This is a genomic window from Mycolicibacterium xanthum (genome assembly GCF_019710635.1).
Lineage (GTDB): Bacteria > Actinomycetota > Actinomycetes > Mycobacteriales > Mycobacteriaceae > Mycobacterium > Mycobacterium xanthum.
In genome coordinates, this window is record NZ_JAIFZS010000020.1 from 36,538 (window position 1) to 49,377 (window position 12,840).

The 12,840-nt window shown below is 66.6% G+C and carries 11 protein-coding genes, 1 other RNA gene and 1 pseudogene; all 13 read right to left on the reverse strand.

Features of this window, described 5'->3' with window-relative positions:
• Positions 1-77: 77 nt before the first annotated feature.
• The 13 genes and pseudogenes from JDV09_RS09935 to smpB all read right to left on the reverse strand — a co-directional run bounded on the left by JDV09_RS09935 (position 78) and on the right by smpB (position 12,840).
• A complete protein-coding gene (locus JDV09_RS09935) occupies positions 78-2,231 on the reverse strand; it encodes an MMPL family transporter (protein WP_221369041.1) in 2,154 nt (717 codons plus the stop codon).
• Between the two features lie 15 nt (positions 2,232-2,246).
• Positions 2,247-3,017, reverse strand: a complete 771-nt coding sequence (locus JDV09_RS09940; protein WP_221368954.1) for an O-methyltransferase — start codon at positions 3,015-3,017, stop codon at positions 2,247-2,249.
• A 4-nt stretch (positions 3,018-3,021) separates the two neighbouring features.
• On the reverse strand, positions 3,022-4,359 hold the full coding sequence (locus JDV09_RS09945; protein ID WP_221368955.1) for a cytochrome P450: 1,338 nt from the start codon (positions 4,357-4,359) through the stop codon (positions 3,022-3,024).
• Positions 4,356-5,411 carry a pyridoxal phosphate-dependent aminotransferase gene (locus tag JDV09_RS09950; protein ID WP_221368956.1) on the reverse strand — a complete coding sequence of 352 codons (1,056 nt, stop codon included), beginning with the start codon at positions 5,409-5,411 and terminating at the stop codon, positions 4,356-4,358. The genes JDV09_RS09945 and JDV09_RS09950 overlap by 4 nt, the downstream gene beginning before the upstream one ends.
• Positions 5,408-6,415 carry a 3-oxoacyl-ACP synthase III family protein gene (locus JDV09_RS09955; protein WP_221368957.1) on the reverse strand — a complete coding sequence of 336 codons (1,008 nt, stop codon included), beginning with the start codon at positions 6,413-6,415 and terminating at the stop codon, positions 5,408-5,410. The genes JDV09_RS09950 and JDV09_RS09955 overlap by 4 nt, the downstream gene beginning before the upstream one ends.
• 8 nt (positions 6,416-6,423) lie before the next feature.
• Positions 6,424-7,122, reverse strand: coding sequence for an SRPBCC family protein (locus JDV09_RS09960; protein WP_372452884.1), 699 nt, complete (start codon positions 7,120-7,122; stop codon positions 6,424-6,426).
• A gap of 21 nt (positions 7,123-7,143) precedes the next feature.
• Positions 7,144-8,904 carry a thiamine pyrophosphate-binding protein gene (locus JDV09_RS09965; RefSeq protein WP_221368959.1) on the reverse strand — a complete coding sequence of 587 codons (1,761 nt, stop codon included), beginning with the start codon at positions 8,902-8,904 and terminating at the stop codon, positions 7,144-7,146.
• A gap of 226 nt (positions 8,905-9,130) precedes the next feature.
• Positions 9,131-9,499 (reverse strand): annotated as a pseudogene (locus tag JDV09_RS09970) (fasciclin domain-containing protein); the annotation flags it as partial.
• Positions 9,500-9,591: 92 nt separating this feature from the next.
• Positions 9,592-9,958: a transfer-messenger RNA gene (gene ssrA, locus JDV09_RS09975) on the reverse strand.
• Between the two features lie 230 nt (positions 9,959-10,188).
• Positions 10,189-11,040: a maleylpyruvate isomerase family mycothiol-dependent enzyme gene (locus JDV09_RS09980; protein ID WP_308124071.1), complete on the reverse strand. Its 852-nt coding sequence runs from the start codon at positions 11,038-11,040 to the stop codon at positions 10,189-10,191.
• A 64-nt stretch (positions 11,041-11,104) separates the two neighbouring features.
• Positions 11,105-11,386 carry a hypothetical protein gene (locus JDV09_RS09985; RefSeq protein WP_221368961.1) on the reverse strand — a complete coding sequence of 94 codons (282 nt, stop codon included), beginning with the start codon at positions 11,384-11,386 and terminating at the stop codon, positions 11,105-11,107.
• Between the two features lie 108 nt (positions 11,387-11,494).
• Complete coding sequence (locus tag JDV09_RS09990) at positions 11,495-12,340, reverse strand: EamA family transporter (protein WP_221369042.1); 846 nt, start codon at positions 12,338-12,340, stop codon at positions 11,495-11,497.
• Positions 12,337-12,840 carry an SsrA-binding protein SmpB gene (gene smpB / locus JDV09_RS09995; RefSeq protein ID WP_221368962.1) on the reverse strand — a complete coding sequence of 168 codons (504 nt, stop codon included), beginning with the start codon at positions 12,838-12,840 and terminating at the stop codon, positions 12,337-12,339. Before smpB ends, JDV09_RS09990 begins: the two co-directional genes overlap by 4 nt.

Here is a 12,840-nt window from a genome sequence, read left to right on the forward strand (position 1 = left end):
CAGACGGATATCACGACTCCGGATCGCCGCTACACCACAACGACGTCTCGACGGCCGGCAATCAACCGCATGACTCCTCACCGGCGGTGCCTTCCCCCGATCGCTGCCGCCGGCCCGTGCGGCGATTGCGGTGCGCGGTCGTCCGTGCCGGACGGCCACCAAATCTTCGGGCCGATCAGCGCGAACAGCGCCGGAATGACCAGCGTGCGGACCACGAATGTGTCAAGCAGGATACCGAGGCCCACGATTACCCCCACCTGCGTCAGCACCATCAGCGGAAGGACGCCGAGCACACAGAACACCGCGGCCAACACGATGCCGGCACTCGTGATCACACCGCCCGTCGCGGACACCGCCCGCACCATTCCGTGGCGTGTGCCGTGTTCGGCAGTCTCTTCGCGGGCCCGTGTCACCAAGAAGATGGTGTAGTCGACGCCCAGAGCAATCAGGAACAGCAGCGCGAACAGCGGGGTGCTGTTATCCAGTCCGGGGAAACCGAAGACGTGGATACTCGACCACCCGCCCAACCCCAGTGCGGCGAGCGCGGACAGCACGGTCGCCGCCGTCAGCACGAGTGACGCGACGACGGCCCGCAACAGGACGCAGAGAACCATGAGGACCACCGCGAGGATCGCCGGGATCACCACCAGCCGATCCCGTGTCGCGGCGTCGCGAATGTCGAGCGCCTTGGCGTCCGATCCGCCCACCAGCGCAGCCGGATCGGCAGTGTGGACCGAATCACGCAGCGCCGCAACGATCTGGAATGCGCGATCTGACGCCGGTGCGGCGTCGATCACGACCGACCAACTGCTCTTCCCGGCGGCCGACTGGGCGGTCGGGGTCGCCGAAACCACCCCGGACGTCGTGTCGATCGCCTGTTGCACGGCGCTTGTCCCGCTGGTGTCGGCGATGACCACGGTTGGGTCGGCCAACCCACCTGGAAAATGTGTCGCGAGCGTATCGAATCCGGTTACCGAGTCGGCTTTCACGCGGAACTGCTCGGTCTGCGACAGCCCGATGGTGGTGCCCAACAGCCCCGTCGCCAGCAGGGCCAGGACGAGAACAGAGACCCCGCCGATCAGCCCCGGCCGTTGTGCCACCCGTTCGGCGATCCGATGCCACAGCCCGGTATCGACGGTGTCGGCGCTACCGGGTCGCGGCACGAACGGCCAGAACAGCCGAGGCCCTGACAACGCGAGCAATGGCGGAAGCATGACGAGCACGAACAAGGCTGCGACCACCAACCCGCATGCTGCCAGCGCACCGAGACTGCGGGTGCTGGGAACCACGGCGAGGATCAGCGTGAGCAAGGCCAGCACCACGGTCGCATTGCTCGCGAGGATGGCGGGTCCCGCCATGCGCACTGCGCGGCGCAGAGCCTTTCGGTGATCGGCGTTGCGCCGCAACTCTTCGCGGTAGCGGGAGATCAGCAGCAGCGCATAGTTGGTGCCCGCGCCGAACACCAGCACGCTGGTGATGCCGGACGTCGACCCGTCGAATGTCAGCCCGGTGATGCCGGCGACTGCGGTTCCCACCGCGGCGGCCACCTGCTCGGCTACACCGATCACGGCCAGCGGTACGAGCCACAGCACCGGCGAGCGGTACGTGACCAGCAGGAGGACCGCGACAACCAGCGCGGTGACGACCAGCAGCTTGATGTTGGCCCCACTGAACGAATCGGCGATGTCGGCACCGAATGCCGGGCCACCCGTGACATGGGCGACAAGCGGGGCCCCCAATCCGTCGCCCGCGGCGTTGCGCACCGCCTTCACTGCATCATTGAGCACAAAGCCCGAGAGATCAGCACTCAGCGGCACCGGCGCGAGTGCGGCGCGGCCGTCGTCGGATGTCACCATCGGCGCCGGGGTGCCGGGCGTGCCGACAGTTGTCAGCATCCGGTTTCGTGCCTGTGTCACGACGGCGAGATCGGCAGGGGTGAGTACCCCGCCGTCGGAGCGGGTGACGACGAGGATCGCCGCCGTCCGGTCGCCGCCGGGGAATTGCCTCGCAGCGGCGTCGGCGCGCGCCGATTCGCTGCTGGGCGGCAGGAATTCCGGTGACCGGGTGCCGGCCTCGTTGGTGCCCGCCAGACCGATGACGACGCCGCCGAGCAACGCGACGGCGAGAGCGATCAACCATGACCGGGGCGCGGTCACCGCGACGGCGATGCTATCCCAGAACCTGCCGTCGTGCGCCGGTGGGTGGTCGGTCTCGGTTCCTGCTGCGAGCATCGGCGGAGCTGTCATCTATTCGCCGCCAACCGCCTCGCCGAGGTACACCGACTCGAGCACCAGGTCGGGGATGATCGTTCCGTACTCGCCGCGGGTGTTGTGCTCGACGGTCCGCCAGGCGCGTCCTTGCTGCTGGCGCATGTAGGCCCGGTATTCCGGGGCTCCCGGGACCTTGACATTGTCGGCAACGACGATCGTTCCTTTGCGCAGCCACCCGCGCGACAGCACGCTGTGTAGATCGCTCAGGTAGGCGTTCTTGTCGTGATCGAGAAAGAGCAGGTCGATGCACCCGGATCCGAAGCCCTGCTCGGCGGCGAGCGTGTCCAGCGTCTTCCCGCCGTCGCCGACAGTGCCCACCACGCAGGTGATCCGGTCCGCGACACCCGCGTGCTCCCAGATCCGCCTGGCGTTGCCGGCGTTCGCCGCGGCCAGTTCGACCGAATACACTCGGGCGGTCGGCGCGGCCGCTGCGATACGCAGTGCACCGTAGCCGCAGTAGGTGCCCAACTCCAGCGCGAGTTTCGGGTTCGCCCGCCGCACCGCGGCGTCGAGCAGTTCACCCTTTCTGTCGCCGACGTTGATCAGAAACGACTCGTCATACGCGAACCGGTCGATGGTGTCGAGCACGCTGCCGACCTCGCCCTTGCGGGCATTGGCCAGGACGTACTCAACCAAGGCGGCTTCTCGACCATCGCCCACCTGCCCGGTGGTCGTGATGTTCTTCATCGACACGGCCATTCGCCAAAACGACCATCGGAGCAGTGGAACACGCTGCTTCAGCTTCATGGATTCACGAACCTCCTCGAAGATTTCGCACGACATCGAGCATGATCGGCCGACTGGGGACCGCGGCCACCCCCCGCGGGATCGATCTTGGCAACTTGGGTCGCCGCTTTCCGTCCGGAAGGCGAAGCTCGACGTTGGTCAGGATCGTCCCCAACGCAATCGCCAACTCGAGAGCGGCGAACGACGATCCCGGACAGCGTCGGTGCCCGTATCCGAACGGTGAGTACTCCGCCGGCGAGGGCCTGCGCGTCAGGAAGCGCTCGGGATCAAACCTGCCTGGATCCGGCCAGATCTGCGGATCCGCATGCAGGGCAGGCAGCGCAATCCCGATCACGTCTCCCGGGGACCGTACGGCATGCCACGTGGTGACACCCCGCTTGAGCTGACGCACGACTATCGACACGGTCGGGTGCATCCGCAGTGTTTCGGCGATGACGGCGCCGAGATAGGGCAGCTTCGGCAGCTGCTCCGCTCCGGGGTTGTCGGCGAGTTCGTCGAGCAGGTTTTGTCTCACCTCTTCGTCGGCGTGCACGTGGAACAACGCCCACGCCAGCGTGGTCGCCGACGTCTCGTGACCGGAGACGAGCAACGTGCGCAGCTGCTGGCGCACGTTGTCGTCGCTGAGCTTGGCGCCGTCGTGGTCGGACATCAAGACGCTCAGCACATCGTCGTAGCCGCCGACACCGCAGTTTCGGCGCCGCGCAATCTGCTGGGACAGAAGGGCATCCAGCTCGCCGCGACGGGCAGAAAAGCGTTGCCAGGGCCCTAGTCCAAGCGGGGCGCGACGCAACGCGGGGAAGAACATGAGTGGAGCGACGTACTCGCGCATCATCGCTTTGACGACGGCGACGTAGCGATCGCGCAGGTTCTTGTCATCGATCCCGAACACCGCTTGAACAATGATGTGCAAGGTGATCGACTGCGCCGCGTCCCGCGCGTCGATCGGGGTTCCCGGCTGCCATTTCGCGATCTCATCCAATGCGGCTCGGGTCATCAACCCGGTGTAGCGCCGAATCCGCTCACCGTGCAGCGCGGGCAGAAATCTCGCACGCTCATCCTTGTGGCGTGCGCCATCGAGAAGGATGATCGATCCGGGGCCGACGACCGGCTCGATCGGGTTGGGCATCGGTGGTGTGAACGCGGAGGCCGGGATCTTCAGGAACTCGCGGATGTGGGCGGGTTTCGCTGCGAACAATACATCGCCGAGGCCCGGGATCGGCATCGTAAATGCCTTGCCGTTCTGGGCCCGTCGCCGAAAGTAGGCCTCGGCGTCGTACCAGGCAGCGATCTTGTGTGCGAGCCGGAACCGTGGCCGGTCCACCGCCGTCGATGTGCGTGTCATCGCGCATCCGGGCTCTGTGCCACAGCGATCGCCGCCAGCACAGTCTGCGTGGATTGCCGGGTGCCGGCGGTGATCCGCACGCTGCCGTCGGGATAGGTACGCACTCGTGGTCTGGTGCCGTCGAACACCTCTGTCCAGAGTTGGTTTCCGGCTGGGAGGTAGACGAAGTTGGCGTGGGTGTCGGTACTCCAGATGCCCATGTCCCGCAGCCGTGAGCGCAGATAGTCACGTTCGGCCGTGATCCGCCCGATTCGGTGACGCAGTTGCGCTTCGGCGTCGAAGGACGCCGCCACCGCGGCCAGGCTGGTGAGTGTGGCGCCGAAGGGCAACTGCATCGACCACAGCGTGCGGGCCATGTCTGGCGAGCAGATGCCGTACCCGATCCGCATGCCGGCCAGCCCGTATGCCTTCGAGAAGGTGCGGACCACAACGACATTCGGGAAGCATCGCAACAGCGCGTTGGTATCGATCCGGTAGCGCGGTGACACGAATTCGATGTAGGCCTCGTCGAGTAGCACCACGGCGCTATGCGCAACCCGCCGCAGGAAGCCTTCCACGTCGTCCGCCGATTCAACCGTGCCGGTCGGATTATGCGGCCGGCACACCACCACGACCTGGGCTTCGGTGGCGGCGTCGGCCATGGCATCGAGGTCGTGGTGGCCATGCTCGGTCAACGGCACCGTCACGGGCTGCAGTCGAGCCATCTGCGCAAAGACCGGATAGCCGTCAAAAGTCGGTGTGGCCATGACGATCCGGTCACCGGGACGGGTCAGCGCCCGTAGCACATGCATGACGACGCCGGTAGCCCCAGCGCCGACGATGATCTGCTCCTCCGCAACACCGAGATGCTCGCCGATGAGCCGACGGAACTGCTCCGGCAGAAATTCCGGGTAGCGGTTGACTGAGTCGACGGCCCGCACTATGGCAGCGCGGACTGCGGGCAACGGTGGAAAGGGGTTCTCGTTCAATGCCAGAGCCATGGGATCTTCGGCATCCGGAAGCCACGGCGGCGAAGCGCCATCTGCCCGACCGAACGGTATCGCGACGGTCATCGGCCGCCCCACTGCACCGCGGCGGCACCGGCGAAGTCACCGGCGTGGGCAAAGGCCGCCATCATCACGACGTCGCCCTTGCCGACCAGGCCGTCGGTGATCGCGCGGTCGAGGTTGACCGGAATTCCGGCGGCGAACAGATTGCCGCACACGTCGAAGGTGTCATGATGCTTCTCCTCTGGCAGCTCCAGGGCCTCACGCCAGTTCCGCAGAAACACCCTGTTGGGCTGGTTGGTGACCAACATGTCGATATCCTTGGGTTTCAGCCCGATTCGGTCACACACCGCATAGGCGACTTCGGGCACCTGACGGTTCCCGCGGGCCAGCACCTTGGTGATCTTGCTTTCGGTGAAGCCGATGTAGCCCTCGCCGGGCCCGGGCTGCCACCACTTGCGCGGCGGGTCCATGCTGATGGTCATGTCCCCCGCGTACTCGCCGTAGTTGCGACATTCCACGTCGAGGATCGGCGACTCATCCGATACAGTCACCAGCCCCACCGCGGCCCCGTCGCCAGGCACCGCCGCTTGAGCCTTCCGACGCACTGTGGGTTGGGTGAAGATTTGCCCCGCAGCGTTTTGCGCCACCGCGATCAACGCAGAGCGGCCCTGCCCACTTTCGAGCAGTGTGGCTGCCATCTTCAAGCCGAGCACGAATGCCGCGCAGCCACCGTTGTGCAGGTCGATGACCCAACTGGGTTTGATACCCAGCCGGTGGGCCATCCCGCCACCGCCGCCGTAGAACGGCATGTCGGGCATCTGGGTGTGGGTGATCAGCACATCGACATCGGCGAGGGCGTCATGGCCGTGACGGTCCACCAGACCGGCGGCGGCGCGCTCGACCATGTCGATTGCCGTCTCGCCCGCGGCGACGTGGTGGCGGTATCTCGGGGCGCGGAACATCAAGTTGTCCCGCAGCTCGTCAGATTCGGCGAATTGCGCGTAGTAGTCCGCGGGCACCGGCTCCCCGGGCAGATAGGTGGAGACGTCGATCAGGCTGACAGTCATGGCAGTGCTCATCTCATCCAATCGGGCTTGACGGGCAGCCCGTTGCGGTGCCGGTATTCGGCGATTGCTTTGAGGTTCAACAGCTCCAGGCGGTGGCCGGCGCCGAACATGTCCCAGAAGTCACCCACCCACACCGGGCGCTTGGGCGGTGCGGTTTCCGGGTACGGGTTGTTGTCGTAGAAGGGGTGGTGACAGTTGGTCCACAACACCACCGACCCGGGCTTGTCGAGGACCAGTTTCGCGTCGATCACGCGCATCAGATAGATCATCCACAGGTGCTTGCCCTGGTCCCAGGCGCAGTGATAGTCGACGGTGCGCGCCTCGGGCTGGGCCACTGTGCGGGTGTAGATTTCGGTCTCTGAGCCCAGCCGGTCGTAGGCCAACCACAGCCCAGGCTCCTCGGTGCGGGTGAAGCCACGCAGACTGTAGGTCCACTCCTCCAGGCTGCGGGTGTCGGCAAGGTACTCGTAGAGCTCGTCGGGAGGGCAGTCGACGTAGTCGTTTACCGTGCAGTACCGGCCGAAGACCTCGTCGTGCGGGTACACCGACCGCATCATCTCCAGGATGATCGGCGTCGCCTTCTCCCGCGGTGAGTTCTCGATGCGGATCAGGCCCTCGACCGGGCCGGCCATGCCCTCGACCGGGCCGGTCATGCCGTCTCGGCCGAGCCGATGAGCGACGATATCCTCAAGCGCGGGAAGCGACACTGGAATCCTCCTGGTAATGAGTTAAATGGGTTGCGATGCAGAGTGATTAGCCGGTTGCTGATCGAGAAATGGCGTGAACGGTGGGATTTCGTCGGCCGAGCACTCGATGCTGACCACCGACGGTCCGTCGACTCCCAGCGCTCCGCGCAAAGCTGGTGCCAGCACGTCGATGTCGGTGACGTCGACTGCGGGCAAGCCGGGGAACATCGCGGCCAGCCCGGAGCCGAGATTGCTGGGCGCGAACCGGTTGTAGCTGTAGATGCCGTCGTAGAAAAGCTTTTCGCGGGTCACGCACATGGCGTGGGCGTTGTTGTTGAACAACACCAGCGTGACCGGCAGCCGGTATTGGATGGCGGTGTGCAGCTCGAGGCCGTGCATGAAGAACGACCCGTCGCCGGCGACGATGACAGTGCGACGGCGCCGAGCAAACGCCATGCCGATGCCGGCTCCGAAGCTGTAGCCCATGCCCCCCATCCCGAGCGCCACCACGAACCGGCCTGCGCGCCGGGCGGGCAGATGGTGGATCGCCGCCGCACCGGCATTGCCCGCGTCGACGACAATGTCTGAATCGTCGGGCAGCACCGCATCGAGCGTGGTGATCGCGTCGCGGTACCGGATGCCCGGTCCACGGTGGACAGGCGGCCTCAACTCGGTGCGGAGGGTCGAGTCGACGGCGCCCAGTCCCTGCGGCGAGTGGTCCGTGAGCCTGCGGGTCAGTTCAGCCAATGACGCCCGAAGGTCGTCGGTGTTCACGTGGATACACGGGAGATACGGCGGGGAGGAGCCGATCGACAGGGTGCAAGTCTCGCGCAGTGCCGCGTCCAGACCAGCGCGGGCGGTGACTGACAAGCGGGTGCCAACCAGCAGGCACACCGCACCGCTGCGGATCGCGTCGGCGACCCCAGGATGACCCATCACGCCGGTCACGCCGAGCGACCCTGACGCCCCCACGGCCAATTGGCTGACGTCCTTGGCGTCGGGCACCGTCGCGACCCGTGCGTGCAGCGCCGCGCGCAGTTTCCCGAGCTCCTCGCGGGCATCATCACGGGCCACCTGCTCACCGGCGATGATGGTCACCGGCCCCGAGGCACGGTGTAGCGCCCGCAAGATCGGATGCGGATCTTCGGGACCGGGCCGTTGTCCGTCCACGGTCAACGCGCCGCTGGTCTGAACTGTGGCTTGCTGAACATCCTTGGGCAGCAGCAGCACCGCGGGACCGCCATCACGGGCCGCTGAAACCGCCTCCGGCAACGCGGTCAGGATGTGGTCCGGATTGACGATCCGCCGGCAGTACACCGAAACGGCCGAGAACACGGCCTCCGCGTTGAGCGAGCCGTTGCGGCCGCTCGTGTCCTGAAAGGCGCCGCGGCCATCCAGTGCGGTCGGCGACTGTCCGACCAGCGCGAGCACCGGAACGTGACTGGCGTAGGACTCACCCAGTCCGGCGACCAGGTTCAGCGCCCCGCCACCGGAAGTGGCCGCCACCACGCCCAGGCCCGCGGTGGCGCGGCTGTAGCCGTCGGCCATCGTCGCCGCGGAGAACTCGTGCTTGGCCAGCACCGCCGTGATGTCCTGGCAATAGAATGCCGCATCGTAGAGATCCTCGATATTCGCGCCATGCACACCGAAGACGTGGCCGACGCCCGCGGCCGTCAAGTACTCGACGACGTAGTCGACCACCCGGCTGCCCGCTGTCCGCGGCCGGATTGCCTGCTGAACCCGACCGCAGCCTCGCTCGGTGCCGTCGGCCGTGGTTGCGGAGGCCCGTGAGACGATCGTCATAGTCCTTGCCCTTAACGTCGGCGCCCTTGGCTCCTTCTGGAAGCCATTCGGTGCCGCGGTCGGCTCGGATGGGTCGCACTTGGTGGCAATTCACCGAGACGGCGCGATGGCGGTGAAGACCGCACGTCCGGGTCGCTGACAAACCCACGGTCGCGGCGGCGATTGCGCTGATGGTGCCGGATCGCCGTTCCAGGGAAAGACCAGTCGAGGCCCCACATGGACGGCGGGGTAGGAGAACCGTGTCGATCAGATAGACGGTGGCATTGGCCGTCTGAAAGCTGCCGCACACCACCGCCGCGTTATCTCACCCTCAGGTTGTTGCAGAACCCCGTGACGGTCAGATCCGCGCCCTGCAACGTCTTGTGCACGCCGTCTACGTTCCGCGGGTTCACCCGACCTGGTCCCACACGGTAGGTGAGGACGTCGGTAAGACCGGCCGAATCGGTCTTCAACGAGTCGATCGTCACCGACGGGAGCTTGGCAAACGCGTCATCGATCGGTGTGAACACAGTGAACTGGCCGCCGCTGGGCGTGTCTACCAGATGACAGTCGAGTTCAACTTCCCTGACACCGCCGCGGTGAACGCGGTCAGCAGTGAGACGGACGACCTGGTGACAAGGCATGCGCAAAACGTGCCCACAAAGAAAGCAGGTCAGGGCGGAAATACGCCCTGACCTGCCTATTTAATTGTGGAGCTGCCGGGAATCGAACCCGGGTCCTACGGCATTCCCTCGAGGCTTCTCCGTGCGCAGTCCGCTGTGCCTCTACTCGGATCTCCTGATCACGCGAACAAGTCAGGATGACGATCCCAGTCGCTGTTGGTGTCCCGATGAGCCCCGCGACCGAACTCATCGGTTGATCCCTCTAGATGACGCCAGGGTCCGGGGCGAGGGCGTTCCCGGCCTGACGGACTAGCTTCGCTTAGGCAGCGAGAGCGTAGTCGCGCTGATTGGAATCGGCGCTTAATTGGTTGCAACGACGCTTACGGTGGTCTCTTGCCTGCACCGGCACGCTTCCCTTGATTCGATGCGCGAAGTCGAAACCGTTCAGCCCCTCGCACACCCCGCCGACCTTCGGCAGGACACTCAATAATACCGGCCCTATCAACACCGCCAAACCGATTTATAGTCCCGGCGGGCCCGGCCGGCCTGCTGCCGAGTGTGAACTCGCAGCGAAAAGTCGCGCCGAAAACCGCAATGAGTTCACGCTCGGCGAGCCGCACGGTCGGTGGCCGCACACTCGCCGCACGCTCGGCGAGCCGCACGCTCGGCGAAGGGATCCGGCTCAGATCACGTAGTCGAGGTGCTCGACGATCCGGCGGCCGACCGCGGCATCACCGCCGTAGGCGATCTCGTCGGGGTGCTCGGCGGCTGTCGTGCGCCCACCGGCAAGCCGGGTGAACAGCAGCCCGTCGACCGTGATCGTCGTCGTCGGCTCCGCGTCCCCGAAGCTCTCGACCACCTTCGCGCGGCCCGCCACCTCGACGTTGATGGTCCTGGCCAGCGGACCGGTCAGCTCGAGGACAACCCGCGCACCCTCCGGGGCCCCGGCCCGCTTGCCGACGACGAACCCCATACTCGCGGTCATCTCGTCCAGCGCGAGTTGCGTGCCCGGGCTGTCCAGCTCCGCAGCCGGCAGCGGCGCACCGACGGCCTCGCGGATGTCGTGCTCGTGCATCCAGCAGTCGAACACCCGCACCCGCATGAACCGCGCGTAGCTGTCCGGACCGGCCGGGGTCGCCGTGACCTGCATCCACTCGTCGTCGCTCATCGCGGTCAGGGCCGCCCGGCGCCGCTCGGTGATCGAACGGAACCGGTCCAGCATCTCGGCCGGACTGTAGTGGCGCAGCCCACGGACCCACTGCTCGTTCATCACTCCGATGGGGTTGCGCACGTGTTCGAGGGTCGACACATCGATGTCGGACTCGGGACTGGGCAACTGCTCGAGGAACGACTCGGTGCCGATCATGTGCGACACCACATCCTGCACGTTCCAACCCGGCAGCGACGTGGCGGTCGTCCACTGGCTGTCCGGGAGGTCACCGAGCAACGTCTCGATGTCATCCCAGACGGCGAAGAGGCCGTCCAGGACATCGGACTTCGTCAGGACGGTGACGGGGCGCGACGGACTGTTCACGACGCGAAACATACCGCGCTCGACCGGTGCCACCGCCGAATCCGCCCGGATTCCCGCACCCTCCCTACCCCGAAAGCACCGGCCCGCCGACCCGGTCGGCGCCGCTGTCGCCGATCGGCGCCGCGGTGTCCCCGGCCGCCCACCAGGTCAACTCGCCGGCCGCGAAACCGGCCACGGCAGCGACGGCCAGCAGTCGCCACATCCGCGAAGCGCCGTTGACGCGGCCCGCCACCAGCAGGCCGTACCCGATGGCGCCGATGCTGGTGCACGCCTGAAGCACCGCCGACACCTGCCGGGCGAACTCGGAGTCGCCCAGCACGGCCGCGTTGAGCACCACCAGCACCAAGACTGTGATGAGAAGGGCCGCACGAAATCGATATCCCGTGGTGTCACCCCCTCGCTGCGGCCGGGTCACGTGCACACCGACCCGGAAGGCTCTGCAAGGAGACGTTGGCTAACCAGCGGCGATCATCGCGACAGCAGCGAGCGCAAGAACCATGCCGATCGCCTGCCATCGGGTCACCCGTTCCCGCAGCACCACGATCGCCAGCAGCACCGTGGCCGCCGGGTACAACGCGATGAGGACGCCTGCCAGCGACAACATCGACGACTGCAGGGCCAGCAGCGTCGCGACATTGGCCACCGTGTCGAGCACGCCCGCGACCAGCGCGAGCCGCAGCGGGACGCCGCGCTCCAGCACCGCGTTCGCCGTGACTGCGGCGGCGATGAGCACGATCACCGCGGCGACGGCGCGGCCCAGGACCAGCGGCCAGAGCTTCGCCTCGACGGGCACCTGGTGCAGCACCACGAAGTTCGCCCCGAACGCGACACCGGCCCCGACGGTCAGCCACGCCACCTTCACCGTGAACCGGTGCGGGGTGACGTCCTCGTCGGTCGCCTCACGGCTCACCAGCACCACCGCCACCAAGGCCAGCGCCACCCCGACTCCGGCCAGAAGCCCTGGTCGTTCTCCAAGCGCCAATCCCACGGCAACCGGCACGCCGGCGACCAGCACCGCGGTCAGCGGCGACACCACCGAGATCGGTCCGGAGCCCAATGCGGCGTAGAACCACCACACGCCGAACGCCTGACCGATACCGGAGAGCAGCCCCAACAGCACCGACGCCGTGCTCCACTGCCCACCCAGCGGGATGGCGAGTGCGGTCAGCAGCAGCAGCGCCACGGGGTAGGAGACGATCACCACCCGCAGCGCCGCGACCCGGCGCGAGGCGATACCGCCCACGAAGTCGCTGATGCCGTAGCCCAGCGCCGCCACCAGGGCGGTGACGACCCCGATCAGGAGGTCATGCCCTTGACCCGCCGCCCCAGCTCCCTGGTCACCTCACGCGCAGCGTCTCGGCGGGCCATGTCCTGACGCTTGTCGTGGGCCTGTTTGCCTCGCGCGAGCGCCAGCTCCACCTTCACCCGCCCCCCGGTGAAATACAGCGACAGCGGCACCAGGGTGAGGTTGCCGTCGCGGATCTTGCCGACCAGGGTGTCGATCTCACGCCGGTGCATCAGCAGCTTCCGGTTGCGCCGCGGGGCATGGTTGGTCCAGCTGCCGTGGTGATATTCGGGGATGTGCAGATTGCGCAGCCAGATCTCGCCGTCGTCGACGGTGGCGAACGCGTCGGCCAGCGACGCCTGACCCTCCCGCAGGCTCTTGACCTCGGTGCCCATCAACGCGACGCCGGCCTCGTAGGTCTCCAGGATCGAATAGTTGTGACGCGCCTTGCGGTTGGTGGCGACGACCTGGTTGTTGGTGTCCTTGGCGCCGGGCTTCTTGGACTTCTTCGACAC